Origin of the sequence: Frondihabitans sp. Leaf304 (assembly GCF_001423105.1) — a bacterium.
Taxonomy (GTDB): domain Bacteria; phylum Actinomycetota; class Actinomycetes; order Actinomycetales; family Microbacteriaceae; genus Frondihabitans.
Window position 1 is genome coordinate 64,755 of the sequence record NZ_LMNV01000003.1, and the last position, 25,284, is coordinate 90,038.

The 25,284-nt window shown below is 68.6% G+C and carries 23 protein-coding genes; 10 read left to right on the forward strand and 13 right to left on the reverse strand.

All coding sequences use genetic code 11. The features are described 5' to 3' along the window. Nucleotides 1–171: 171 nt before the first annotated feature. From ASF54_RS10650 to ASF54_RS10660, 3 genes are read right to left on the reverse strand one after another with little or no spacing between them, the layout of a single operon-like run. Entirely contained in the window at nucleotides 172–2,943 is a 2,772-nt protein-coding gene (locus ASF54_RS10650) for an ABC transporter permease (RefSeq protein ID WP_055962589.1), read from the reverse strand. Then, nucleotides 2,940–3,662 (reverse strand): ABC transporter ATP-binding protein, encoded by a 723-nt coding sequence (locus ASF54_RS10655; RefSeq protein WP_055962596.1) that lies wholly within the window; start codon nucleotides 3,660–3,662, stop codon nucleotides 2,940–2,942. The genes ASF54_RS10650 and ASF54_RS10655 overlap by 4 nt, the downstream gene beginning before the upstream one ends. Beyond that, nucleotides 3,662–4,276, reverse strand: coding sequence for a PadR family transcriptional regulator (locus tag ASF54_RS10660; RefSeq protein ID WP_055962598.1), 615 nt, complete (start codon nucleotides 4,274–4,276; stop codon nucleotides 3,662–3,664). The genes ASF54_RS10655 and ASF54_RS10660 overlap by 1 nt, the downstream gene beginning before the upstream one ends. A gap of 387 nt (nucleotides 4,277–4,663) precedes the next feature. Here ASF54_RS10660 and ASF54_RS10665 point away from each other — a divergent pair, with 387 nt between their 5' ends. Beyond that, nucleotides 4,664–5,599, forward strand: coding sequence for a hypothetical protein (locus tag ASF54_RS10665; RefSeq protein WP_055962601.1), 936 nt, complete (start codon nucleotides 4,664–4,666; stop codon nucleotides 5,597–5,599). A 68-nt stretch (nucleotides 5,600–5,667) separates the two neighbouring features. On the opposite strand, the gene ASF54_RS10670 is transcribed toward ASF54_RS10665, so the two are convergent. Beyond that, on the reverse strand, nucleotides 5,668–6,606 hold the full coding sequence (locus ASF54_RS10670) for a diacylglycerol/lipid kinase family protein (RefSeq protein ID WP_055962604.1): 939 nt from the start codon (nucleotides 6,604–6,606) through the stop codon (nucleotides 5,668–5,670). 60 nt (nucleotides 6,607–6,666) lie between these two features. Between ASF54_RS10670 and ASF54_RS10675 the strand changes: the two genes are divergently transcribed. Continuing rightward, nucleotides 6,667–7,389 (forward strand): hypothetical protein, encoded by a 723-nt coding sequence (locus ASF54_RS10675; protein WP_055962607.1) that lies wholly within the window; start codon nucleotides 6,667–6,669, stop codon nucleotides 7,387–7,389. 10 nt (nucleotides 7,390–7,399) lie between these two features. On the opposite strand, the gene ASF54_RS10680 is transcribed toward ASF54_RS10675, so the two are convergent. The 3 genes from ASF54_RS10680 to ASF54_RS10690 all read right to left on the reverse strand — a co-directional run bounded on the left by ASF54_RS10680 (nucleotide 7,400) and on the right by ASF54_RS10690 (nucleotide 10,462). Then, nucleotides 7,400–7,612 (reverse strand): hypothetical protein, encoded by a 213-nt coding sequence (locus tag ASF54_RS10680; RefSeq protein WP_055962610.1) that lies wholly within the window; start codon nucleotides 7,610–7,612, stop codon nucleotides 7,400–7,402. Next, nucleotides 7,609–8,859, reverse strand: coding sequence for an inorganic phosphate transporter (locus tag ASF54_RS10685; protein WP_084816190.1), 1,251 nt, complete (start codon nucleotides 8,857–8,859; stop codon nucleotides 7,609–7,611). The genes ASF54_RS10680 and ASF54_RS10685 overlap by 4 nt, the downstream gene beginning before the upstream one ends. Nucleotides 8,860–8,941: 82 nt before the next feature. Beyond that, the gene (locus ASF54_RS10690; RefSeq protein ID WP_055962613.1) at nucleotides 8,942–10,462 is read right to left on the reverse strand and encodes a carboxylesterase/lipase family protein; all 1,521 of its coding nucleotides are present in this window, start codon (nucleotides 10,460–10,462) and stop codon (nucleotides 8,942–8,944) included. A 108-nt stretch (nucleotides 10,463–10,570) separates the two neighbouring features. On the opposite strand from ASF54_RS10690, the gene ASF54_RS10695 reads away from it, so the two are divergent. The 3 genes from ASF54_RS10695 to ASF54_RS10705 all read left to right on the forward strand — a co-directional run bounded on the left by ASF54_RS10695 (nucleotide 10,571) and on the right by ASF54_RS10705 (nucleotide 14,108). Continuing rightward, on the forward strand, nucleotides 10,571–12,379 hold the full coding sequence (locus ASF54_RS10695; protein ID WP_084816277.1) for a cation:proton antiporter: 1,809 nt from the start codon (nucleotides 10,571–10,573) through the stop codon (nucleotides 12,377–12,379). Between the two features lie 108 nt (nucleotides 12,380–12,487). Continuing rightward, a complete protein-coding gene (locus ASF54_RS10700; protein WP_157510151.1) occupies nucleotides 12,488–13,852 on the forward strand; it encodes an ABC transporter permease in 1,365 nt (454 codons plus the stop codon). Nucleotides 13,853–13,856: 4 nt separating this feature from the next. Beyond that, on the forward strand, nucleotides 13,857–14,108 hold the full coding sequence (locus ASF54_RS10705) for a hypothetical protein (protein WP_055962622.1): 252 nt from the start codon (nucleotides 13,857–13,859) through the stop codon (nucleotides 14,106–14,108). A 408-nt stretch (nucleotides 14,109–14,516) separates the two neighbouring features. Here ASF54_RS10705 and ASF54_RS10710 read toward each other — a convergent pair whose 3' ends face one another. Together ASF54_RS10710 and ASF54_RS10715 are read right to left on the reverse strand one after the other, a co-directional pair. After that, the gene (locus ASF54_RS10710) at nucleotides 14,517–14,822 is read right to left on the reverse strand and encodes a hypothetical protein (RefSeq protein WP_157510152.1); all 306 of its coding nucleotides are present in this window, start codon (nucleotides 14,820–14,822) and stop codon (nucleotides 14,517–14,519) included. 123 nt (nucleotides 14,823–14,945) lie between these two features. Beyond that, nucleotides 14,946–15,461 carry an 8-oxo-dGTP diphosphatase gene (locus ASF54_RS10715; protein ID WP_055962627.1) on the reverse strand — a complete coding sequence of 172 codons (516 nt, stop codon included), beginning with the start codon at nucleotides 15,459–15,461 and terminating at the stop codon, nucleotides 14,946–14,948. A 56-nt stretch (nucleotides 15,462–15,517) separates the two neighbouring features. Here ASF54_RS10715 and ASF54_RS10720 point away from each other — a divergent pair, with 56 nt between their 5' ends. From ASF54_RS10720 to ASF54_RS10730, 3 genes are read left to right on the forward strand one after another with little or no spacing between them, the layout of a single operon-like run. Further along, on the forward strand, nucleotides 15,518–15,862 hold the full coding sequence (locus tag ASF54_RS10720) for a hypothetical protein (protein ID WP_055962630.1): 345 nt from the start codon (nucleotides 15,518–15,520) through the stop codon (nucleotides 15,860–15,862). A 9-nt stretch (nucleotides 15,863–15,871) separates the two neighbouring features. Beyond that, nucleotides 15,872–18,055 (forward strand): S9 family peptidase, encoded by a 2,184-nt coding sequence (locus ASF54_RS10725; protein WP_055962633.1) that lies wholly within the window; start codon nucleotides 15,872–15,874, stop codon nucleotides 18,053–18,055. Beyond that, a complete protein-coding gene (locus ASF54_RS10730) occupies nucleotides 18,055–18,591 on the forward strand; it encodes a DUF1697 domain-containing protein (protein WP_055962636.1) in 537 nt (178 codons plus the stop codon). The genes ASF54_RS10725 and ASF54_RS10730 overlap by 1 nt, the downstream gene beginning before the upstream one ends. Nucleotides 18,592–18,896: 305 nt before the next feature. Here ASF54_RS10730 and ASF54_RS10735 read toward each other — a convergent pair whose 3' ends face one another. Next, complete coding sequence (locus tag ASF54_RS10735; protein ID WP_055962640.1) at nucleotides 18,897–20,453, reverse strand: CYTH and CHAD domain-containing protein; 1,557 nt, start codon at nucleotides 20,451–20,453, stop codon at nucleotides 18,897–18,899. A gap of 60 nt (nucleotides 20,454–20,513) precedes the next feature. On the opposite strand from ASF54_RS10735, the gene ASF54_RS10740 reads away from it, so the two are divergent. Continuing rightward, nucleotides 20,514–21,869, forward strand: coding sequence for a maltokinase N-terminal cap-like domain-containing protein (locus ASF54_RS10740; RefSeq protein ID WP_084816192.1), 1,356 nt, complete (start codon nucleotides 20,514–20,516; stop codon nucleotides 21,867–21,869). A gap of 149 nt (nucleotides 21,870–22,018) precedes the next feature. Here the strand turns inward: ASF54_RS10740 and ASF54_RS10745 are convergent, their stop codons facing one another. Continuing rightward, the gene (locus ASF54_RS10745) at nucleotides 22,019–23,776 is read right to left on the reverse strand and encodes a pyruvate dehydrogenase (RefSeq protein ID WP_055962646.1); all 1,758 of its coding nucleotides are present in this window, start codon (nucleotides 23,774–23,776) and stop codon (nucleotides 22,019–22,021) included. A 106-nt stretch (nucleotides 23,777–23,882) separates the two neighbouring features. Between ASF54_RS10745 and ASF54_RS10750 the strand changes: the two genes are divergently transcribed. Beyond that, entirely contained in the window at nucleotides 23,883–24,149 is a 267-nt protein-coding gene (locus ASF54_RS10750; RefSeq protein ID WP_055963893.1) for a mycoredoxin, read from the forward strand. A gap of 22 nt (nucleotides 24,150–24,171) precedes the next feature. On the opposite strand, the gene ASF54_RS10755 is transcribed toward ASF54_RS10750, so the two are convergent. Then, a complete protein-coding gene (locus ASF54_RS10755; protein WP_055962651.1) occupies nucleotides 24,172–24,864 on the reverse strand; it encodes a hypothetical protein in 693 nt (230 codons plus the stop codon). Nucleotides 24,865–24,866: 2 nt separating this feature from the next. Next, on the reverse strand, nucleotides 24,867–25,262 hold the full coding sequence (locus ASF54_RS10760) for a VOC family protein (RefSeq protein WP_055962654.1): 396 nt from the start codon (nucleotides 25,260–25,262) through the stop codon (nucleotides 24,867–24,869). Nucleotides 25,263–25,284: the final 22 nt, after the last annotated feature.

Sequence of the window (25,284 nt, forward strand, 5' to 3'; positions counted from 1 at the left end):
GTCGGTTTCCTCGAGGGTTGAACTGAGGCTAGGGGGCCCGGCCGCCAATTTGAGAGCGATCCGGCGGAGCACACCCCGTGCGGCAGTAACTGGTGTGACTGCGGGGCAGGATCGCTCTCGAATTGGCGGGATGCGGCGAGACGGGCGGGCCGGATCCTCATCCCATCCGGCTCAGGCCGCGGGCAGCCGCCGAGACGGTCCGAGCTGGCGCGTACGCCGCGTCAGGGCCCACGAACCGGCGGCGATCAGCAGCGGCATGGCGATCGCGGTCAGTGCGAGTTGTAGCCACGGCGGTGAGAACGGGATGTAGCCGCTGGTCACTCCCTCGGCACGAAGGCTCAGCGCGAAGGCGGGCACCAGTCCGAGCCCCGCACCGATCAGAGCACCGAGCCCTGCGATGATGATCGCCTGCCAGAAGCCGAAGCCCCGGCGGAGGGCCGGACCGGCTCCGATCGACGCCAGGATCTCGTCGTCGCGCCGAGAATCGGCCCGCGCCAGCGAGAGGGCGACGCCGGACGACACGAGCGCGATGATGGTCGTCAGCCCGACCAGTGCCCACGACCAGGTGGCCGCGTAGAGGTCGGGGCCGCTCTCGATGCTCCACCCGAAATCGCTGTCGACGAGGAGCAGCGATGCGGAGAAGGCGTCCGTCTGGGCGGCGGTCGGCGGGGTGGCGAGCTGCGCCATGACCGAGGTGGGCTCGAACGGCACGCCGAGCTTCTTCGCCGTCGATGGGCTCATGAAGGTGCCAAAGGCGAAGTCATGGTCGGGCTGCTGGACGGTGGCAGCCACGCTCACGGACCGGATGGGCTTCTGCGGTTGGCCGTCCGCGCCACTCGCCGCCGGCACGGTGTCGATGATGACCTTGCCGTCCGAGACATACTGCGGGTAGAGCGACACGACGCCACCCGATGCCAGCGTGGCCTTCGACCTAGCCGAGACCTTCTCACCGAGGATGAGCGCCAGGTCGGCCGATGAGCCGACCACGATCGAATTCTCGGTGCTGTCTGCGGAGAGGAAGTAGGGGCGGCCCGTGGGGATCGCGTGCCGCGGCACCGCGTAACTCGAAACGGCTGTCTCGCCCAGCGAACCGAAGGAGGGTGTGCTGGAGATAACTCGCGCCCGTGCACCCGGGAACGACCGGTCGATCGCGTCCGCTACGCCGTCCGGCGAGCTGAACGTCGAAGTTCCGTCTTCGGAGGTCTTCATCAGCCCCACCGACAGGCTGTTCTCGGGCCCCTGCCAGTAGTGACCACGGATCGAGAGCGCCTGCCCGCCCGACAGCAGGCACATCGCGAACACGGCGACGAAGACCGTGCTCATGATGGCGGCGAGTGCCGGGACCGTCCGGCTCGGGTTGCGGGAGGCGTCGCGCGAGCCGATCCTCGCGGCGGTCCCGACCCGTGCGAGGAAGGTCGTCACCCAGCGCAGGATCAGCGGCGTGATCATGAGCGCGCCGATCTGCATGACGACGGGACCGATCACCAGCAGGACGATGCCGGCCGTCATCATGTGGTCGTTTTGCTGCGCGACCTGGTTGGTACCGATGACGACGAGGCCGCCCATGAGCGCAACGACGGAGCCGCCAGCGAGCACGAAGAGCCCGATCAGGGGGCGCCGGAGCGTGACCTTCGGCGGGCGACGAGCGCCCCGGAGAGCCGCGACGACGTCGACATTCGAGGCGGCCCGAGCCGGAACGGCCGCGGCGAGCCAGCCCGAGACGGTCGACGCGAGCACGATGAGCACCAGCACGAGCGGATCGACGTGAAACCCCGGGTAGCTGGCCTGAACACCGTGGCTGATCAGAGGGATGCCGATTGCGGCCGCCGCGATTCCGAGGGCGACGCCGACGACACCGCCGAGGAACCCGAGCAGGATGCCCTCGATCGACATGACGGCGAAGACCGTCCGCCTCTCCGCGCCCACGCTCGACAGGATGGCGAATTCGCGCTGCCGAGCTCGAGCACCGACCGCGAAGGCGGCTCCGGCCAGAAGGCAGACCTCGAACAGTCCGAACGCGCCGAGCAGGGCGATGAAGACGATCGTGATGAAGTTGCCACCGCTGCCGCTGTCGAGCAGTCGCGGTGCCACCGACGCCGGTGGCGGATCGAGGATGATGCTCCGCGACAGGGCGGTGGCCCCCTGGGCGTTGAGCTTTCTGATCTGCGACCACGACAGATCGACATCGGGAAGGTAGAACGTGGTCTGGGTCAGAGCCTTTTGACCGCTTATGCCGTCGAAGAGGCCGGGAGTTCCGTAGAGCTGGACCCCGTCGGTGCCGAGCTGGGCATCGCGCAGGGTGCCGACGACCGTGTACGCGCCTTTGACCGGCCTAGTGACGGTAGCCGTGCCGCCGAGCGAGATCCCCAGCCGGTCGAGGGTCGCCGGGCTGACCATGATCTCGTTCTTCGCGGTCGGACGCCGACCGTCGACGAGGTCGTAGCGACCGGCGAGCGAAGGATCCCATGCCTCGCCCTGGATGGCGGGGAGCGATGCGAGCCCGGTCTTCGTCTCGACGATGGCGTCGGCGTACCGGGTCGAGACGGTGCGCGTGCCGGCCGGCAAGATCTGACTCGGCGTCAAGAGATCGGAATCGCTGGATTCGGCTGATCCGGCCGAGCCATCCGACGTGTCGTCGGTGCTCCCGGTGACCTGATTGTCGACGGGATCCTGGGTGAGCTGGGGATCGGGAGCGGAGACGATCGACATGCTGGTGCCCGCCTGGCCGAGCTTCAGCCGGACCGTCTCGGCGGGCGTGGCCTCGCGACTCGCCTCGACCGTGTCGATCGCCGTCAGGCCGAGGATCGGGATCGCGATGAGAAGCATCACCAGGATGCTGCGCCCGGGAGTCCGCAGGAGCATGCGGCGCGCCATCCGGGAGGCGGGGCCGAGGCCCCCGCGGCTCGATTCGGTGAGAGCCGCACCGGAAGCGGTGTCGCTCATCGCCCGACCCCGTCGAGCAGAGCCGTGATCGGGGTGGGCTGGGCGTCGTCGACGATTCGGCCGTCGCGGAGGAACACGATCCGGTCGGCCCACGCGGCATGCCGGGCATCGTGGGTGACGAGGATGCCCCCGGCACCGGCATCGACGCGCGACCGAAGCATGCGAAGGACCGCCTCGCCGGTCGTCGAGTCGAGGGCGCCGGTCGGCTCGTCGGCGAGCACGAGCGAGCGTCCTCCGACGACGGCACGGGCGATGGCGATCCGCTGCTGCTGGCCTCCCGAGAGGTCGGAGGGGTACCGATCGGCGCGATCGGCGAGCCCGACGACGGCGAGGGCGTCGAGAGCCGGTCGCTTGGCTCGCCGCAGCGGGAGCCCGTCGAGCTCCAACGGCAGCGAGACGTTCTCGAGCGCGGTCAGCGATGGGATGAGATTGAAATCCTGGAACACGAAACCGAGACTGCGGCGGCGGAGCGTGGCGATCTGCCGGGCGCTGAGCTGGCTCAGATAGTGCCCCTCGACCACGACCTCGCCGCTGGTGGGCGTGCGGAGGCCCCCGGCGACCGTGAGGAGGGTGGATTTGCCGGATCCTGACGCCCCCATGACGGCGACGAGCTCGCCGCGCGAGACCGTCAGATCGACTCCCGTGAGCGCCGTCACACTCGTCTCGCCGTGACCATACTGCACCGAAACGCCGTCGAGCCGGAGCAGTTCGTCGCCCATCACTCGCCCGCCTCCGTCGCGACTCGCGCCGGTCGCCCGCGTCGAACCGGGGTGTCGTCGATCGGCACGGGAACCGCGACACCCGACGCGACGGCCTCGACGAGCCGGGTCTCGGAGTGGTCGAGCCAGCGGATCTCGGCCTCGGCCTGGAAGATCATCGAGTCGGCGACGAGCTGCCACGCCAGGTCTTCGGCGCTCGCCGCCTCACCGCCGGCGCGCTTGGTGCGGGTGAGCTCTTGCAAGGTGCGGAGGGTCGCGGATCGCTGCGTCTGGATCATGCGGACGATGTCGACTCCCGGGAGCGTGACGGCGATCGCGAGCTTCATGGCGAGCTCGTCGCGCGCGGCAGCTGTCGGACGCGCCACCGGCGAGGTGAGCCACGCCCCCACCTCCGCTCGGCCGGACGTCGTGATGGCGTAGTAGATGTGCTCGCTGTCGCCAGAGTCGTCACGGGTGATGAGCCCGTCTCGCTCGAGACGGTCGAGGGTCGAGTAGATCTGACCGATGTTGAGGGGCCACGTCGAGCCGGTGCGGCGCTCGAACTCGGACCGCAGCTGGTAGCCGTAGCAGGGTCCCTGGTCGAGGATCGCGAGAAAACTCTGACGAATGGACATGGACGGACTCCCCTGGTCGACGGTGATCTGCGCCCACCGGCAGCGGCGTGATCGGCTGTTCCGGTAAAGCAGTTCCGAGTATTGCATACCCGGTACTGTCACGCGATGGTCTATGCGCATGCATGGGTGGACAGAGGGTTCTTCCAGGCGTTTCGGCGGACTACCCCAGAATCGGTCCGCATACTCGCCGCTTCGCCCGCGGCCGATCCGCTCCGACGCCGGGCGAACATTCCGTCACCGGACCGCCATCCGCCCGACCCGTGCATCGAGCCGCAGCTCGAGCCGAGAGGGCACGGCCCTGTCGCCCGTCCCCCCGCCGCGCCGCAGAGCCCGACGTCGCCCTGCCTTCGTCGAGATGGCGAGAGCCGGTCGAGCCATTGGACCGATTTGCCAGTCAGCACCACACCCCTGCCCGAAACCCGACACTCCCTCGGGGCCAAGCGCCGCCGAGTACGCCGCATCCGTCTCGCCGGCCTCACCGGAACCGTCGCGACCGCCGCCGTGCTCTGCACCGGCCTCGTCACGGGAGTGGCATCAGGATCCGCCTTCGGCCTGCCGACCGCCGCGGGCACGCCGAGCGCCCTCACGACGGCCCTCGACGTCGTCGCTCCCGGTCAAACGGCGACGGCGAAGTCCGACTTCACCGTCACCGACGCATCGGGTGACCGCGTCTCGGTGCACGCGGGGTCGGCCGTGAGCCGTTCCACCGCGAACACCGTCGCCACGATCGCCCTGGCCTCCGGCAAGCACGCCGCAGCCGAGGCGAGCGGCAAAGTCAACGCGTCCGAGCTGAAGACGTCGCTCGCGTCGCTCGCCGGTTACCAGAAGCTCGACGCCGACACGGTCCTCGCCCGGGCCGACGCCACGCAGGATGCCGCCGCCGACGTCACGACCGCGACGGAGAAGGTCGAGAAGCGGGCAGCCGCCAAGGCCGCCGCCGCCCGGAAGGCGGCGCAAGCGGCCGCAGCGAAGGCGAAACAGGAGAAGGCCGACGCCATCCGCCAAGCCGCCGCGAACACCCCCGCCGGGGCGAAAGCAACCGCCCAAGCACTCATGTCGAGCCAGTACGGCTGGGGCTCCGACCAGTTCTCCTGCCTCGTGTCGCTCTGGACCAAGGAGTCGGGATGGAACTACCAGGCGTACAACGCCTCCGGTGCCACCGGGATCCCGCAGGCGCTCCCCGGCAGCAAGATGGCTAGCGTGTCGTCGGACTGGGCGACCAACGCCACCACCCAGGTGATCTGGGGGCTCGGCTACATCTCGGCGTCGTACGGGACGCCGTGTGCAGCCTGGGCTCACTCGCAGGCCAATAACTGGTACTGATCGTTGAGACCCGCCCGATCGGCCTAAACACCTCGCCTAGGGCGAGCGTTTGGGCCGGCCGGGCGGGTTTAGGCCGAATGAGCGGGTTCGGCGGGCGGAGCGAAGACGCGCAGAGCAGCCGGCACGACCTCGATCGTCACCGGCAGGGCACCGATCCGCTCGCCGTCGCCATACGCCACGACGTCACGCGCCGCGATCGACACCCGCCGGGCCCGTGACAGCCGCACCCGGCGGTCGTCGCCGTGCGTGCCCTTCGCGACCCGCGGGAACAAGCGCAAGAACCCGATGCGCGACAGCCGCTCGACGATCAGCACGTCGAGGAGACCGTCGTCGATCACGGCGTCCGGCAAGAGAGTGATGCCGCCCCCGACCGAGCGGGCGTTGCCGACGGAGACGAGGGTGCCGGCGACGCGCGAGGCGACCCCGTCGACGACGACGTCGTACTCGACCTGCCGCAACCGCAGAAGCTCCAGCACGAGCGCGAGGTCGTACCGTGCCCGGCCGCGGGGGCGTCGGATCCTATTGGCCCGCTCGTTGACGAAGGCGTCGAAACCGGCCGACACTCCCCCGGCCACCCAGGTGGGCTCGGCGCCGTCGCGCGTCACCCGCAGCAGATCGACGGCGCGCGGCGCCTCGCGAAGCAACTCGACCAATCTCTCGATCGCGCGGGCGGGGTCGTCGAAGGGCAGCCCGAGCGCCCGCGCCATGTCGTTGCCCGTCCCCGAGGGCACCAGGCCGAGAGGCACACCCGTCTCGGCGACGAGCCCTACACCGAAGCTGACCATGCCGTCGCCGCCGACCACGACGAGTGCGTCGACCGTCGTGGTCTCGAGCTCGGATCGAACCGCCGTCTCGAGGGCCTCCTGCGATTCGCGCTGGAACGGGACGACGTCGTGCCCGGCCTTCTCCAGCGCCGCGGTCACGGCGGGGCCGACGGGACGATGCCTGCCGAACGAGGCCGACGGATTGTTCGCGACCAGGATGCGAAGGCGCGGCGACGTCGGCATAGACCGATCATGGCAGAACCCCGGCGGCTCGGTTCGGCGCTCCGGCGGTACGATCACGCCATGACCGCCGAGCAGGAAGGCTCCGCCGAGGATCCCGACCGCCGCCGGCTGGCCCTCACCGAACTCGCGTTCGCCCCCGGCGCGGACCCACGCGTCGCCGCCGAGGCCGCCGCGGCCCTGCGCGAATACGACGCCGAGCAGCGACGGCAGCGCGAGGCCGCCTCACCGTCACCCGCGACCGCGGCAGACCCGACTCCCCCGGCACCCGACGCACCGGAGGAGGCCGAGCCGGCCCGACCGAAGCGCCGTGCGTGGCTCGTGGCCGGGGTCGCGCTCGCCGCAGCGATCGCCCTCGCCGCGACGATCCACGGCGTGACCGACGCGAATCAGGCGAGTGTCGAGACGAAGCCGTCCCCGTCGGATCCTTCGCCGACCTCGCCCCTGCCGTCGGTGCTGTCGAGGGCGCTCGACCGCGCCGAGGTGCCGACCGACGCTCTGCCCGTGGCGATTCGAGGCGAGGTCGATCTGGGGTCGAGCCGCGTGATCTACGACGAGGATTCCTCGCTGTCGGCCACCGCAGACCGCTGGCGGCTCTGGGTCGGGTACGGCGTCGACTCGGCCCAGGTGTGCTTCGTGGCGACCTACGACAACGTCGGCGACGCCGTCTCGTGCGTGCCGAAGCAGCGGGCCCTGGTCGACCGCGTGGTGCTGGTCTCGACGCTGCCCGGCCGACGGTTCGAGATGCTCGCGAACGGTGGCGCGATCGCCGTGCAGGTCGACTGACCCCGAGCGGTCAGCTCGCGTGCAGCGCCGGGACGATCAGGTAGATGCCGAACAGCACACCGAGCGCGCACACGGTGAAGCAGGCGTAGGCACCGACGACCGCGGCACGGGGCCGTCCGTCGACGGCCAGCAGTCGCAGCCCGGACGCATAGATCGTCACCAGCGCACCCGCCGACACCAGCGAGACGAGGGCCACCAGCAGAAATGCTCCCCAGTTGATCATCGGACTTCCTCCTCGGCACCCAGTTCGAACAGCGACGACTCGTCGCTCATACGGCGTCGCTCGGCGAGGAGCTCGTCACCGCGTTTCTTGAGCAGGCTGCGGCGCTCGCTCCGCGTCAAGACGGAGTTCATGGCGACGTCGACCTCGAGGGCGTTGGACTGCTCGTGCGGTTTGCGGCGCGAGGCGACGAAGATGCCGACGATGACCCCTGCCCCGAGCACCGCGTCGATGACGAGCCCGACGACGCCGATGCGAGCGATGAGCTCGCACGCCGCGCCGACAAGCCCGGCGGCGGGAAGCGTGATGAACCAGGCGATGACGATCTTGCCCGCGGTGCCCCACTGGATCGTGGAGCCGCGACGGCCGAGGCCGGCACCGATGATCGAGCCCGACGACACCTGCGTCGTCGAGAGCGCGAAGCCGAGGTGGCTGGAGGCGAGCACGGTGGCCGCGGTCGATGCCTCGGCCGAGAAGCCCTGGGTCGCCTTGATGTCGGTGAGACCGCCGCCCATGGTCTGGATGATGCGCCAGCCTCCGGTGTAGGTGCCGAGCGCGATGGCCAGAGCGCAGACGAGGATCACCCAGAACGGTGGGTTCGCGCCCGAGCCGAGGAACCCGCCCGCGATCAGAGCGAGGGTGATCACGCCCATCGTCTTCTGGGCGTCGTTGGTGCCGTGAGCCAGCGCCACGAGCGACGAGGTGAAGATCTGCCCGACGCGGAACCCGCCGCGCTGGTTCTTGCCAACCGGGCGACGGGTGATCCGGTACGCGAGGCGGGTGGCGAGGAAGCCGACGAGCCCGGCGACGAGGGGCGCGAGCAGCGCCGGGAGGACGACCTTCGACAGCACGACTCCGAAGTCGACCGAGTTGGTGCCCGCACCGACGAGTGCCGCGCCGATCAGGCCGCCGAAGAGCGCGTGCGACGACGACGACGGCAGACCGCGCAGCCAGGTGATCATGTTCCAGATCACGGCGCCGATGAGGCCGGCGAAGATCATCGTCGGGGTGATCTCGACGCCGCCCGGGCCCTCGCGGATGATGCCGCCCGAGATGGTCTTTGCGACCTCGGTCGAGAGGAAGGCACCCACCAGGTTCAACAGGGCGGCCACCGTCACGGCGACCCTGGGCCGCATCGCCCCGGTCGCGATCGGTGTCGCCATGGCATTGGCGGTGTCGTGAAAGCCGTTCGTGAAGTCGAAGAAGACGGCCAGAAGAATGACCAGAACGACTATGAGGGTGAGATCCACCGGCCTGACTCTTCCAGTCGGCTGAACGGATTGCAAACGCGCGGTGGACGGCGTGTGAACAAGCGCCCGACGGGCGTCGCCGTCAGATATGCGGCACGAAGTCCTGCCACACGCGCCGCCGCTCTCCGCGCGGGTCGAACTCCACTCGATCGACGCGGTCGATGATCAGCGTCCGCCTGCGGAACGGGTCGTACGACGGCCAGTCGGCGACCCCTCCCGTGACGACGAACTCCAGCCACCGCCGACGCATCCGGGCCGCCGTCGCGAGGAAGGCCCGCCGACCCCCGAGGAGGCTCATCGCCGCCCCGAAGGCCGAGTTCATCCGACCGAAGAGCGCCCACAGCTCCAGACCGTGGAACGCGTCGACCCCCGCGAGACGCAGGATCCGGGGCGCCGCGTCGAAACGGTAGAAGTAGACGCGGGCGAACCGGGCGTGCCTCTCCGCCACCTTCACCGACGGGAACCAGAACGAGAAATCGCCCCCGAAGTCGAGGGCGGGACGCCGCGCCGGCAGGCCCGGGTACTGCTTGGTGATGGCCTTGCGCGCCTTCTTGGTCGTGTTGGCAAAGATCGCGCGGATCCTGAGCGGTGTCGTCGCCAGGATGTCGCGCCGCCCCGTGAAGACCGAGCCCTCTCGGTCGTTGGTGCCGATGATCAGCGGCACCGGGTGCGCACGCCCGGCCTTGAAAGCGTCGAGCGGGCGCTCGGGCAGGAAGTCGCCGTCGATCACGGGCGACAGGAAGATCGAGCCGGGCTGATCGTCGGGAGCCCGGAGGAACAGCTTCGACGTCGCCCGGACGATGTGGTGCGCGCCGGCCTTCTCGAGCAGGGCGACTGCGTCTTCATGCGAGGTCGACTCGAGGTCGTCGTCGCGCACCTCGCGGCTGAGCAGCTCGAGCAGCTCGCCCGCCCACTTCTCGGTCACCTCTCGGGGGTAGATGGCGTTGGTCGGCGACGACTGCGCGATGGCTCCGGCGAAGAGACCCTTCGCACTCGGCACCGTCATGAGCGTCGTCACCGCGTTGCCGCCCGACGATTCCCCCGAGATCGTCACGCGCTCGGGGTCTCCCCCGAACTCGCGGATGTTGTCGCGAACCCACTCGAGGGCCTTCACCTGGTCGCGGAGCCCGAGGTTGGAGTCGATCGGTCGCTCCTCGGTCGACCAGGCCGTGAGGTCGACGTAGCCGAATCCGCCGAGCCGGTAGTTGAACGAGACGTAGACGATTCCGCCCTCGCGCACGAGCTGCTCGCCCTGCCGCGGAAACTCGCGCGACGATCCCACGGCATACGCGCCACCGTGGATGAACACCAGGACGGGCAGGGAGGCGCCCGCCTCGGATCCTTCGGGGGCGATCACGTTGATCGACAGGCAGTCTTCGTCTTGCGGGGTCGTCGCGTCGATTCCCACGAACCGGTCGCGATCCTGCGGGCACGCCGGCCCGAAGTGGCGTGCGTTCCGCACGCCGCGCCAGGGCGCAGGATCCGACGGGGCCCGGTACCGCAGGGAGCCCACGGGTGCCGCCGCGTACGGGATACCCCGCCACGCCCTGATTCCGCGCTCGGCCACACCGAGCACCTCGCCTGAGGTCGTCCGCCTTCGCATCACCCCCGCATGCTACGAAACCCGGATGAACCCCGAGCACAGGCGGAGCCTGGGTGCCACCTGGCAGAATGGAACTTCTGCGCTCACTGCACGATGGACGGAACCCACGTGGAACTTCTCGAACTCCTTCTCATCCTCGCGGGGTCTCTGACGATCACGGCGTTCGCGCGCTGGCGCGGTCTGCCCGCTCCCCTGCTCGTGGTCGCCGTCGCACTGCTCGTCTCGTTCATCCCCGGGCTTCCCGACATCGAGATCGACTCCGAGGTGATCCTGACGATCATCCTTCCACCGCTGCTCTACTCGGCCTCGCTCGACGTGTCGTTCCAGAACTTCCGCCAGAGTCTCGTGCAGATCCGCCGTCTCGGCATCTTCCTGGTCATCGTGACCGCGCTCGTCGTCGGCTGGATCGCCTACGTGCTGATCCCCGACATGACTCTGCCCGCGGCGATCCTCGTGGGGGCCGTCGTCGCCCCGCCCGACGCCGTGTCAGCCGCCTCGATCGGCCGCAAGCTCGGCCTGCCCCGCAAGATGATGGCCGTCATCTCGGGTGAGAGCCTCATCAACGACGCCGCCTCGCTCACCCTCGTTAAGGTGTTCCTCGCCATCGTCGGCGGCGCAGCGCTCACCATCTGGCAAGACCTCGGCATCTTCGGGCTGGCGATTGGCGTCGGCGTCGCGGTCGGCCTCGTGCTCGGCATCGTCGCCCACTACCTCCGCATGCACGTCAAAGACCCGGTGGTCGAGATCGTGATCGGCCTGATCCTGCCGTTCCTCGCCTACATCTCGGCAGAGCAGCTGCAGGGCTCCGGCGTGCTCGCGGTCGTCGCCGCCGGGCTCTACGTGGGCTACAACTCGCCGAAGTCGGGCTACGCCTCACGTCTCCAGGAGCGACCCATCTGGGCCGCGGCCGACGTCACGCTCGAGGGCTTCGTCTTCGCGCTGATCGGACTGCAGCTCAGCACGGTCGTGAACGACGTCGCCGAGAGCGGCCGCAGTCTGGGCCAAAGCGTGGGAGTCGCCTTCATCGTGCTCGGGGTGGTGATCGTGGTGAGACCGATCTTCATCTTCGTCACCTACTACTGGTCGCGGGGCATCAAGTTGATCGTGCACGCGCGCTTCCGGCGGTTCCGACGAGCCCGCGTCCGGCGCATGATCTGGGGGAGGCGAGATCCGAAGCTGTCGTGGCAGCAGCTGCTCGTGCTCTCGTGGACGGGCATGCGCGGCGTGGTGACTCTCGCGGCGGCCGTGTCGATCCCCGTCATCACCGAGAGCCGTGTCGAGGTGCCCGCCCGTGACGTGATGTTCCTCATCGCGTTCGTCGTGACCGTGGGCACACTGCTTTTGCAGGGGCTCACCCTGCCCTGGGTGATCCGCCGACTCGGTGTTCAAGATCTCACGCAGGCCGAACGCGACGTCCAGGCCGAGCTCAAGCTGGTCTCCAACAGCACTCAGGAGGCCGTCGACTACCTCGACACCCGACGCGACGCCTGGGCGAAAGAGTGGGGCGACGAGTCGATCGACCGGGGCATCACCATCCTGAAGGAGCGCCTGCAGCGGCAGGACGCCGCCTTCCGGCAGGGCCTCCGCGAAGACAGCGACGCCGAATCCGACGAGCAGGATCCCGCGGCCGAGTCGGTCGAGCCCGCTTCGCCCGAGCGCGGGGCCGACATGCGATCCACACCGCACGTCGTGATCCCCGACATCACGCCCGATCCGACGCTGGCCCGGCCCGCCCGCAACAACGCCCGCGCCCTCGCCAGCATCCGGCGGGAGCTGCTGCAGAAACGGCGCGAGGTCGTACTGCGCGAGCGAGACAACGGCAACCTCGACGAAGAGGTCATGCGCCGAGTGCTGCTCGGACTCGACGCCGAAGAGCTCGCCATGGACACGTCGGCGGTGTCGCGCACGAGGTCGTAGGCGTCACGCGCGAGATTGAAAGCGTCAGGCCGGGTCGCCTGTGGATGGCCGCGGCGGGTGTCGGCGGTCGGGGTTATCGTGGTCGGAGGCACTCAGAGAGGCGGATCAGTGGCTAATCGTGCAACGAGCCTGGCGCTTCGCGGCCCGTCGGCTTTTCGGCGGTGGTACGGATCCTTGCATCCGTCGCTCCAGTTGATCGGGCTGCAACTATGGCTTCCGCTCTTCTTCATCGTGATGTTCTGCCTCTGCTACGTGGCCGCCTTTCACGCGCCACACCCGCACGAGGTGCCGGTCGCCCTCGTCGATGCTCCGGCCGGGCTTCGGGCCGCCATCGAGAAGGCGCTTCCCGGCGTGCTCGACCTGCAGACGTACGCGTCACTCGACAGCGCCCGGCAGGCCGTCCTCCACGGTCATGTCGCCATCGCGTTCGATGGGTCGACCGACACCGTCTATCGCGCCACCGCCCACCAGTACCAGGTCGCCGCGCTCATTCCGGCGACACTCGAGCCGATCTTCACAGCCCAGGGCATCACCGTCACCTCGACCGACCTCGCGCCGCTTCCGGGGTGGGACGAATACGGCACGGTCTCGCTCTACCTCATGCTCTCGTGGTGCATTGGCGGCTACATGGTCGCGATGTTCATCGGCCTCATGGGCGCTCCGCTCCGCCACCGCACTCGCGTCGTCGTCATTCTGAGCGGCGGTGTGCTGATCTCGGCTATCACCAACACGCTCGCGGGGCCCGTCATCGGCGCAGTCCACGGGCACTTCGGCATGCTCTTCCTCATCGGCTGGGGCTGGATCGTCGCGATCGGCCTCGCGGTCAACGGCTTCAGCTACTTCGCGGGCCGGTTCATCGCGCTGCCCGCCATGGTCGTGTTCATCTTCTTGTCGATGCCCTCGTCGGGTGCGGCCTACCCGTCCTGGTTCATGCCGCAGCCGTTCGCCTGGCTCAATCACGTGGTCGTCGGCTCCGGCATCACCGAGATGCTCAAGCGCGAGCTCTACGACGTCGGGCCCGGCTTCGGCCGCGGGCTCACGATGATGGCGGCGTACGCTGTCGGCGGCGTCGTCCTGATGATCACCGGAAAGCAGTTCTGGGAGCGCCGTCGCATCCGCGCCATCCTGACGGGGAGCACCACGATGTTCCAAGACGCTCAGGCGGCGAACCGCGAGTTCTTGATCAGTGAACGCGACGAGGTGCTGGCCCGCCACGGCCTGTCGCGCAGCGATACCGGCACCATCGCGACCATTCCGGTCGACGAGCGCGCCGACTTCCAGGGCCCCGACGACTTCGATTCCGCTCACGGGTTCGACGACCCATCGACGTCCGACCCCTTCCTCGGGTCTGTCACAGGGCTCGAGGCCGAGGCGCCCCGCACGCGGCCCGTACAGGTGGCCGCCGGCGCTCGGCGCGAACCGCCCGTTCCCCCTACCGGCGACGGGGGTTCGTCGGGCGGCGGCGTATCCTGAAGCGGTGACTCGCCTTCAGCTCCACCGCCTCTTCTTGGGGCTCGTCGTCCTGTTCATCGTGGGCGCTGTCGTGCTCTACGTGTTGTCGATCGTGCTCGCCTCCCGCGGCGGAGACACAGCGCGCCATTTCGACAGCTACGCGATCTTCGCCTTCATGGGCGCCGTGCTCTTCGGCATCATCGACTTCTTCGTGCGCCCGGTGATGCACGCCACGGCCGACGGCTCGCGCGACGTCGACACTCCGCTCAACGGGTAGCTGTCACTGTCTGGACGGGGCTCGGCGGTCGGGGCTCGGCGGTAGGGGCTCGGCGGTCGGGGCTGGCCGCCAATTTGAGAGCGATCCCGGCTGAACGACCCCGCACGGCAGCAGCCCGTGTGACTCGGACTGCAAATCGCTCGCAAAATGACCACGACGCCAGCGGCGGCTATCACTATCGAGGAGATACCCGCCCTTGGGGCCGAGCCCTGCCGATTGCGGAGAAGTGCGCTCGCGAGTCGAGCAAATGGGCCAGGATCCGCGGATCCTCGTCGCTAATTTGCGAGCGATCGCGACTACCAGACCCCACACGGCAGTAACTGGTGTGACTCGTTCGCCAAATCGCTCTCAAATAAGCATGGGCCGGGCTGCGGAAACCCCCGGATGCCTACATAGAGGCCGGAAAGGTCAGACGTCGCGCTCGGGGTAGGGGCCGCTGTCGATGATGAGGTTCGCACCGCGGACGTTGCGCGCGGCGACCTTGACGGCCTGACGGGCGAACATCGCAAGAACGCCTGCGACCCCAGCCCAGAAGATGAGGCGCCCTTCGGCGCCCAGGAGGGCTCCGGCGATGACGGCAGTCCAGACGGCGGGCCACACGAGGGCTGCTACCCAGCCGACGGGGCGAGAGACGCCGTTGTTGTTCTGAGGGGTACGGCGGTTGTCGCCCGGACGGCGGACACGGCGTGTCACCCGGCTATCGAAAACGGTCATGATGCTCCCTCAGCTGTGCTGATTTGTCACCCGACGGGTGGCAATACACCGAATCTACTGACTGATCAGATCGGGCGCGTCCCCCTTTCAAGGTGGCACCCATTCGGGGGAACAACCCTCAACTTACGCGGGTCCGAACCGAATCGGGCGGTGCGTAGAGACAGTTGCCAGGTCGGGGCCGAAGACGAACTCGCGCGAGACGTGTCCCCCATCGAGCACTTCGGGGAGCCACCGGCGAGCGTCGTCCCACATCTGATCGAGAGGCAGATCGGACACGTCGAACCACTCGGGGTCGAGCTCGTCACTGGGGGACGGATCACCGGTCCAGCGCGTCGCGACGAAGACCGTAGAACGCTGACTCCAGGTCGGTCGGTGCGGAAAGAGATAGCGCAGGTCTCCGCGTCGATCGAGGTCGCTCTTCTCGACGATGACGCCCGACTCCTCCTCGATCTCACGGACGATCGCGTCGAGCTCGGTCTCCCCCGCCTCGAACTTGCCACCGAGGCCGACGAAGAGGCCCTCGCCGAGGCCGCGCTTCTTGCGACCGAGGAGCACCTGACGACGCCCACCGACCTCGCGGCAGAGGTAGGCGACGCAGACGCGGAGGAGGTCGTCGGGCACCTGGGTGGCGGCAGTCATCCACCCATCGTGCCAGGCGTAGCATCGACGGATGGTCAAGAGAGACGTCCGCATCGATGGCTGAGGGCACCACCCCCGAGCGTCCCCGATTCGCCGGGGCCGGGCGCAGCCTCGAGGTACTCCGTGCCGAGGCCCACGACGAGCTGGCGACTCTGATCGAACTCCGCTGCCGACAGGGAGAAGACCCGTGGGAGGTCATCCCCGATCTGCCGAGCGTCGACGAGCACGTCGTGATCTCGCTCCGAGCCGATGCATTCGGGCATGCCGGATCAGGATCCCCGACCGGGCTGGGGCTCGACGCCGAATTGGAGTTTCTGCGCGAGATCGCCCTGTGGCATCCCCCGCTCAGCCGTGCCGTCTGGTCGCTCTCCTACAGACTCGAGACAGCACCCCGTCACTAGGCTTGTCGCATGGCCATTGCTGATCTGCCCGAAGCCCCCCGCGCACCGAAGAAGCCCGTCACACGCAGTCATCACGGCCGCGACTTCGTCGACGACTACGAGTGGCTCCGCGAGAAAGAAAGTCCCGAGGTCATCGCGCACCTCGAGGCCGAGAACGCGTTCACCGAGCTGACGACGCGACACCTGGAGGGGCTCCGCCAGACGATCTTCGACGAGATCAAGGGGCGCGTGCAAGAGACCGACCTCGGTGTCGCGACCCGCGAGGGGTCGTACTGGTACTACTCACGCACCGCCGAGGGCAAGCAGTACGGCATCCAGTGCCGGCTGCCGATCGACGGGCCCGACGACTGGACCCCGCCCACCATCGAAGCCGGGGTTCCGGCCGCAGGTGAGCAGGTCATCTTCGACGGCAACATCGAGGCCGAGGGCCACGACTTCTTCTCGCTCGGCAGCTTCGACGTCTCCCCCGACGGCCGACTCCTCGCGTTCGGCGTCGATCTCGAGGGCGACGAGCGCTACACCCTCAGGATCCGCGACCTCGTCACCGGAACCGACCTCCGAGACGAGATCCGCGAGACCGCACCCGGCGCCACTTTCGACGCGTCGGGCCGCTATCTCTTCTACCCCACGGTCGACGAGTCGTGGCGGCCCGATACGATCTGGCGCCACGAGGTCGGCAGCACCGGCGACGACGTCAGCATCTTCCACGAGGCCGACGACCGCTACTGGATCGGCATCGGCCTGACCCGCAGCCGTCAGTACCTGGTGGTCGAGGCGGGCTCGAAGATCACGAGCGAGACGTGGATCCTCGACGCGTCCGACCCGACCGGCGAGTTCCGCGTCGTGTGGCCGCGCCGCGAGGGAATCGAGTACGAGGTCGACCACGCCATTGTCGACGGCAGCGACCGACTGCTCGTCTTGCACAACGAGGGCGCGGTCGGCTTCGAGCTGGTCGACGTTCCGGCCGACGACCCCGCCTCGACGACCGACCGCCGCGTGGTGCTCCCCCACCGGGCCGATCGTCGACTCGAGTCGGTCGACGCCTTCGCCGGTCACCTCCTGATCGACTTCCGCGCCGACGGTCTCTCCCAGATCGGCATCGTGCCGCTCCCGGGCGATAACAGCGGATTCGGTGCCCTGGAGGTGCTCGAATTCGACGAAGCCCTCTTCACGGCCGGTTGGGCGGGCAACCCGGAGTTCACCCAGGCGACCGGGCGCTACGTCCTGTCGTCGTTCGTCACCCCGACGACGATCGCTGACCTCGAGGTCGCGACGGGCGAGCGTCGGATCCTGAAGCAGCAGGTGGTGCTCGGTGACTACGACGCCGCCGACTACGAGCAGAGCCGCGAGTGGGCGACAGCCGCCGACGGCACCCGCGTGCCGATCTCGCTGGTGTGGAAGCGCGATGCGGTGACGCTCGGCACTCCGTCGCCGGTGCATCTCTACGGCTACGGCTCGTACGAGCACAGCATCGACCCTGCCTTCAGCGTCGCGCGCCTGTCGCTGCTCGACCGCGGCGTCGTCTTCGCAGTCGCGCACGTGCGCGGTGGCGGCGAGATGGGTCGCGAATGGTACGAGAACGGCAAGACGCTGACCAAGCGCAACACCTTCACCGACTTCGTCGCGGTCGCCGACCACCTCATCGCCGAGGGGCGGACCACGCCGGCCCAGCTCGTCGCCGAGGGCGGAAGCGCCGGCGGCCTGCTCATGGGCGCGGTGGCGAACCTGGCGCCGGATCGCTTCGCCGCGATCCTCGCCGCTGTTCCCTTCGTCGACGCCCTGACATCGATCCTCGACCCCGACCTGCCGTTGACCGTGATCGAGTGGGACGAATGGGGCGACCCGCTCCACGACCCCGAGGTCTACGACTACATGGCGACGTACACGCCCTACGAGAACGTCGCCGACGATGCCTCCGGCTACCCCAAGATCCTGGCGGTGACGAGCCTCAACGACACCCGCGTGCTCTATGTGGAGCCCGCGAAGTGGGTCGCGCGTCTGCGCGACGCAGGAGCGCCCGCGTCGATGAAGATCGAGATGCAGGCCGGGCACGGCGGTGTCTCGGGCCGGTACGAGTCGTGGCGCGAGCGAGCGTTCGAGATCGCGTGGCTGCTCGAGGTGCTGGGGCTGGCGGGCGACGTGGCTGCCACTGACGCGGCGGTGTCTGCCGCGTCCAGTTCGTCTGGGAGCTGATGCCCGACTGGGTCGCCCTCCTCCGGGGCATCAACGTCGGCACCGCGAAGCGCGTGCCGATGGCGACCCTGCGCCAGGTGTTCGTCGATGCGGGGCATGCGGAGGTCGCGACACTCCTGAACAGCGGGAATGTCGTGTTTGGGGCTGCGGGAGACCCGGATCCTGAGGTTCTCCGACGGGGTGTGCGAGACGCCACCGGTGTCGACTGCGAGCTGATGGTCGTGTCGGCCGAGGCGTTCCGAGCGGTCGCCGAGGCGAACCCGCTGCGCGCCGAGGGCCGGCCCGGCAATCGGATCGCGGTGTCGTTTCCGGCCGGGGTGATCGACGTCTCGGTCGGGCGTCCCGCTGCGAGCAAGTTGATGCCCGAGGAGCTCGTCGTCACCGCCTCGGCGGTCTACCAGTGGCTGCCGGACGGCGTGCTCGCGACGAAGGTGCCAGCCGCCTGGTGGCGTTCGCTCGGGGTGGCCGTGACGGCTCGCAACGATGCCACCGTGGAGAAGATCGTGGCGCTGCTTGACCGTCGCGCCTCTCGATGAGGTGCTCCTGAAATCAGGTGTGGGCCTCCTCAACGCAGGCTTTTCGGCGGCCAGCGCGAGTAACTCAGGCTCGGCGTCGTCCTCTAGCCCTGAGACAAGGATTTCGGCAGGAGTGCTCCTGAATTCAGGAGTCTCGTCGCGCCGGCCGACTCTTGTCGGTCCTGAGTTCAGGGCCGCCAACGCTCGACTCAGGAACTCGTTCGCACATCGCGCGCAAATCAGGCCTCAAGCTTCAAGAGCCGCCTGACCTCAGGAGCGCGGCGGTGGGTTTCCCGAACTCGGGAGCGGCACCGGCCCGCCTTCCTCTACAACTTCTCGGCGAGCTTGGGCAGGCGGCGCAGGGCGCGATCGCGGCGGGCGAGGGCCAGAGCCGTCAGCACGCCGTACCCGAACGTGTCTTCGCCCGCCCACCGGGCGACATCAGCCGCCGCTCGGTAGCGCTCAGAAGCCGCGTGCGCGTCGAGCGCGTCGCCCAGGGCATCCTGCAGGGCATGCGCGGCTTTGGGGCTGACACTCCCCTTCAGCGTCGCCCCGCGCTGAGCATCGATCGCGTAGCGCAACCGCCGGGCGGCCTTCCGTGCCCGGTGCAAGAGCTCCGCGTCGAACTCACCGCTCTCTCCGTAGGCGTCGGCGGCCGCGACCGCTCGGCGGCGTGCCCGCTTCGACTCCTTAGCGATCTTCAGGGCGGCGAACTTCGACGCCGATTTGTCGGCCGAGTCGCCCGTGATCGACACGATACCACCCGGCCCGATGAGAGCGTCGAGCCGGTCGAGCGTCTCGAAGTACGAGACATCGTTCAGGATCCGACCCAGGTCGCGCCCGGCCTCCGCCCCGAGTTCGCCGAGGGATGCCCGCAATCGAGCGAGTGTGTCGTGCGTCACCAGGCCCTCCGGCGCATCTGCGAGGTCGAGGGCCAGTTGCTGCTCGGCCACCTCGATGTCGCGCGCGACCCCGGCTGCCGCACTGACGGGGGCGAGGGCGGCGTCGAGGGCGGACGCGGTCTCGGGGTCGATGATTCCTGAATAGACCCGGAGGAGGCCCCGGAGCCGACGCACGGTCACCCGGAAGCGATGCACCGCATCGTCGGCGCCATCGCGCGCCGGAGGGTCGAGTAGCTCCAGGTCGTCGACGAGAGCCGCCATCTGGACGAGAAGGAACTCACCGGCCGACGACGGGGCCAGAACAGCGCCGTCGTCACCCGGCAGGGCGATCGCCTTCGTGCCGGGCAGGGAGTCGCCGAGGCCACGCGCCAGCTTCGACTTCGACGCCGACAAGCTCGCCCCGGCGCTCTCGAGCACGCCGCCGACCGCGTCGAGCACAGCTTCGCCGTCGGACCGGCCGACGCCTGGCGCGAGCTCGACCTCCCATTCGCGCCAGGAGCGGATTGCGGCCGTGTCGGGGTTCGTGGCCGTCACCTCGTCGTCGGCGACCTCGCCGAGCGGGTCGCCGTCGATGTCGAGCAGGGTCGTCACGGTGCGACGCGTCTCGAGCACCAGCACCGGGTGAAGAGGCCGTCCGCGCAGGATCACCTCGACCGCAGACCGGAGCGCCGCGGGCAGCGGCTCGTCGGCGGCCTCACCGAGGGGCGCGTGCAGTTCGTGCCGTGCCGGGGTGGCTGTCGACTCGGCGTCTCGTGAGGCGGGCAGCTTCACGTGCCATCCGGCGTCGTGACCCCCCTCGCGGCGGCGCAGTGTGATGCGATTCGCCAGCAGGAGGTACTCCGCCGTGTCGAAGTAGACCGCCCGCAGCGTGAAGGCCTCCTCGGTGGTCGTGGTCACCACCGGGCCGACGCCCGTAAGCTCCGGCACCCGGGTCGCGCGGTCGACGTCGTACTTGCGCTCGATCTCCAACTGCCGCTTCATGCCCCCCTGTCTATCGGATGCGGGTGACAAACGTCGAGGCACCCGGCGTAGTCTGCTGAAATGGACGCTGTCGCCCCCTCACTTGCCGGATGGATGGCGCGCCAGCGCTGGTACGCCACGAAAGGCCGCCTGCCCAAGATCCGAGTCATCGGCAGCATGGAGTCGACGGTCGACGACGCTCTCGTGATGACGCTCCTCGTGATCGACGAAGCTCCCGACGTTCCGGTGCTGTATCAGGTGCCCGTCGTCGCAAGGCCGACCCCGCTCTCGGGAGGCGACCACGCCTTCATCGGGTCGAGCGACGGTCTCTATCTCTACGACGGTCCGCACGACCCCGCCTACACTCACGAGTTGCTTCGCACCCTGGTCGAGCGGCGCCGGGTTGACGGCTCCGACCTTCACGCCGAGGGTCATCTCGTCACGGATCCTGGTCGCGTCGTCCGCACCAAGGTGCTCGAGGGCGAGCAGTCGAACACGTCGATCATCTACGACGTCCAAGACGGTCCGGTCGACCGGGTCATTACGAAGGTCTTCCGCGTGCTGCACCACGGTGACAACCCCGATGTGACCTCGCAGGCGGCATTGACACACGGTGGCTCGTCGCGGGTGCCGGAGTCGCTCGGCTATCTCACGGCGAGCTGGCCCGACCCGGGTCGCGACGGCGGCGAAGCGAACGGGCACCTCGCCTTCGCTCAGGAGTTCCTTTCAGGATCCGAGGACGCCTGGCGCGTCGCTCTCGACGCGGCCCGCAGCGGCGTCGACTTCACCGACTCGGCGCGCGCCCTCGGCGAGGCCGTCGCCGAGGTCCACGCCACTCTCGCCTCCGAGCTCAGCACGGTTGTCGCCGGCCCCGACGAGATCGACGCGGCACTCGTCAGCATGCGCCGCCGCATCACGACCGCGGCGCGCGAGGTACCGGCGATCGCCGAATACGAGGGTGCGATCAACGCTGTGTACGACGCGGTGGGCGCGCTCGACTGGCCGTCGCTCCAGCGCATCCACGGCGACCTCCACCTCGGGCAGGCCCTGCAGTCGCCGACGCGCGGCTGGGTGCTGCTCGACTTCGAGGGCGAGCCGCTCCGGCCGATGCCCGAGCGGTCGAGGCCCGATGTGACCCTGCGCGATGTGGCCGGGATGCTGCGGTCGTTCGACTACGTCGCTGGATCCTTGGCTCAGGAGCAGCCCGCGGTCGACGCGTCGGAGTGGTCGCACGCGGCACGCCGGGCCTTCATTGACGGCTACATCGCCGCTTCGGGCATCGACGTGCGCGCGCAGCGCACCCTCCTCGACGCGTTCGAGATCGACAAGGCCGTGTACGAGGCGATCTACGAATCGCGCAACCGCCCGGGCTGGATCGGGATCCCGCTCGGTGCGGTCGGGCGGCTCGTCTCTCGGAGTGCCCCCGCCATTCAGTAGCGGCCTCGCTCCTGTGGCGGCGTTTGCAAATTTGAAGGAGATCCGGCGGCTGCCGGGGCCCGGATCCGCATGAACACGTCATGCGGCGCCGGTTTTTCCTTCAAATTTGCAAGCGCTCGCCCGCTCGCTCGCCCGCCAGACGGCCCGAGCTACGGCCGGGGCACGTTCCGCAGGTTCGACCGGGCCATCGCCACGGCTTCGCCCGCCCCACCGTTCATCACGATCTTCGACATCGCCAGGGCGAAGCCCTTCACCTGCGCTCCGGTGATCGTCGGCGGCAGAGACAGCGCCCGCGGGTCGGTGACGATGTCGACGAGTGCGGGGCCGTCGTGCTCGAAAGCGGCCTCGAGTGCATCGTGGAGGTCGCGCGGATCCTCGACCCGGACAGCGTGGATGCCGAGTGCCCGGGCGACGGCCGCGTAGTCGGTCGATGGCACGTCGACGCCGAAGTCGGGGAAGCCCGCGACGAGCATTTCGACCTTAACGAGCCCGAGTGTCGAGTTGTTGAAGACGACGATCTTGACGGGGACCTTGTAGGCCGCGACGGTGACAAGCTCCCCCAGCAGCATCGACAGTCCGCCGTCACCCGACATCGAGACGATCTGCCGGCCCGGGTAGGCGAAAGACGCGCCGACCGCCTGCGGGAGGGCGTTGGCCATCGAGCCGTGCAGGTACGAGCCGATGATCCGACGGCGGCCATTGGGCGTGATGTAGCGGGCGCTCCACACGTTCGACATGCCGGTGTCGGCGGTGAAGATCGCGTCGTCGGAGGCGATCTCGTCGAGGACGCTCGCGGCGTATTCGGGGTGGATCGGCACGATCTTCGTCGCGTCTTTCGTGTACGAGCCGACGACGCCGTTCATCAGGCGTTCGTGCTTCTTCAGCAGCCCGTCCAAGAACTTCCGGTTCTTCTTCGGCTTGAGGAGCGGCAGCAGCGCGCGGATCGTCGGCCCGACCTCGGCGTGTACGGGCAGGTGCACGTCGACTCGGCGACCGATGTTCGCCGCATCGGCATCGACCTGGGCGACCTTGACCTTGTCACCGTCGGGCAAAAACTGGTCGTACGGGAAGTCGGTGCCGAGCATCACCATCACGTCGGCATCGTGGATTCCGGCGTGAGCGGCTCCGTAGCCGAGCAGGCCGGTCATGCCGACGTCGAACGGGTTGTCGTACTGGATGACGTCTTTGCCGCGCATCGAGTGCCCGACCGGCGCCTTGAGCACGTCGGCGAGTCGGATCACGGCATCGTGCTCGCCGATTGCTCCGGCGCCCACGAACAGCGCAACGGTCTTCGCCTCGTTGAGTGCGTCGGCGAGGTTTTGCAGGTCGTCGCGATTGGGCTCGAGCGTCGGCGGTTTCGTCGCGACGTACGCGGGCACGTGGCCCGCCGCCTCGAACTCGGCGATATCGCCCGGCAGGGTGATCACGCTGACGCCGTTGCCGGCAAGGGTGTGCCGGATCGCACTCGCGACGACACGAGGCGCCTGCTCGGCCGTCGAGATCATCTCGGAGTAGCCCGAGCACTCGGTGAACAGGCGGTCCGGGTGCGTCTCCTGGAAGTACGACATGCCGATCTGGTTCGCCGGAATGTGGCTCGCGATCGCGAGCACCGGTCCGCCCGAGCGGTGGGCGTCGTAGAGCCCGTTGATGAGATGCAGATTGCCCGGACCGCAGGATCCGGCACACACCGCGAGCTGCCCCGTGAGTTGGGCCTCCGCCGACGCCATGAACGCGGCGGCCTCCTCGTGCCGCACGTGGATCCAGTCGATCCCACCCTTTGCCGACCCACCCGTCCGGCGCACCGCGTCGACCACCGGGTTCAAGCTGTCGCCGACGATCCCGTAGATGCGACGCACACCCGCCTCGACGAGTTGCGCGATGAGCTGGTCGGCGATGGTCTGCGGCATGGATGTGCCCTTTCGTCGGAAGTCGATGGTGTCTCGTCCACTCAACTCCTCGGATCCTTTGCTGTCGATCCTCGCGTTGTCAGATGCCCGGCGTATTCTTCTCGACATGACCACCATCGACGCGACCTATGTGCCCGAGGCGGGCACCATCACGATGTTCTCGACCGGCTGGTGCGGCTACTGCGCACGGCTCAAGCAGCAGCTGACCAAAGACGGCATCGCGTATACCGACATCAACATCGAAGAGACGCCCGGCACAGCCGAGATCGTCGAGCAGGTCAACAACGGCAACCAGACCGTTCCGACCGTGATCTTCCCCGACGGGTCGTCGGCGACCAACCCGTCGCTGGCCGAGGTCAAGTCGCGCCTGTAGGCGTTCTCGCCCCGGCGGTGCTCTAGCTGTAATCGTCGGGGTGGTCGGTGCCCAGGGCGCGGTACGGCTTGCGCGACTTCTTGAGTTCGGGCTCCGCTTCGCCCTCGGGCCTCGTCGCAATAGGTGCTGTCGTCCGGCCGAGCAGTGCCAGCATCGTGGGCAGGTTGACGGCAAAGAAAAGAAATCCGACGAAACCACCAAATGCGCCGATGACTCTGCCCCCAGAGTCGATCAATAATCCCGTGGCTGCAGCAAGGTATGCGGCGAAAAGCATCGGGCCCGGCCACAGAGTCAGAATGACTCGACAGACGCCTTCCCGAGAGCCACCTGCGCGCTCCGCCGCGACTATGCGGTCGCTGACCGACACGTTCGGCTCGCGGCCGGCCCGGTAGGCCGCGAGGATCTCTTTATCGGCCTCCGGCGTGAAACTCGGTGAGCCCCCGAAGTTCTGACTCTCGGTGATCGCTGGCCGCCAGCGGAACAGCTCGATCCACGCCGCGATGGCAGCGGCGGCCAAGCCGACGGCGAAAGACACCAGGATCCGCGCCCCCTCGGTCTCGAACCCGGGCACGAGCGCATGGAACAGCGCCGCACCACCCATCCCGAGCACCACCACCGTCGTGACGAGGGTTCGGCGTCGCGGTGGCGTGACAACCTCGCGCGCGTATGGGACGAAAAGTCGCCACCCCTCGCGGAGATCGTGCCCGAGGGCCATCGTCAGCCTGCGGAAGGGGCGAAGAACTCGATGGCGTTACCGTCGGGATCCTTGACGTTCAAGACCGTTCCGTAGGGGGCTTCGACGAGGTCGCCGACGATTCCGGCATCGGCGAGGCGGTTCTTCAGCGCCATGACTCGGCCCCGGCTCGGCACGGCGAAGCTCACGTGGTCGAGCCCCGGGTGTCGGGGGTCGAAGCGGTCGGCGTCGCCCTTGACGGTGTACTCGGTCACTCCGAACACCTGGCCTTCGCCGACCGGGAAGATCTTGCGGACGAAATCGTCGGTCACCAGCTCACCCGCCGGCTCGGTTTCGAACACCGAGGTGAAGAACGGGAGGCTCTTCTCGAGGTCGGTCACCGTCAGGGCGACGTGGGCGTATCCGTTGAATTCGGGCATGTTCGGGTTGCTCGCTTCCGTG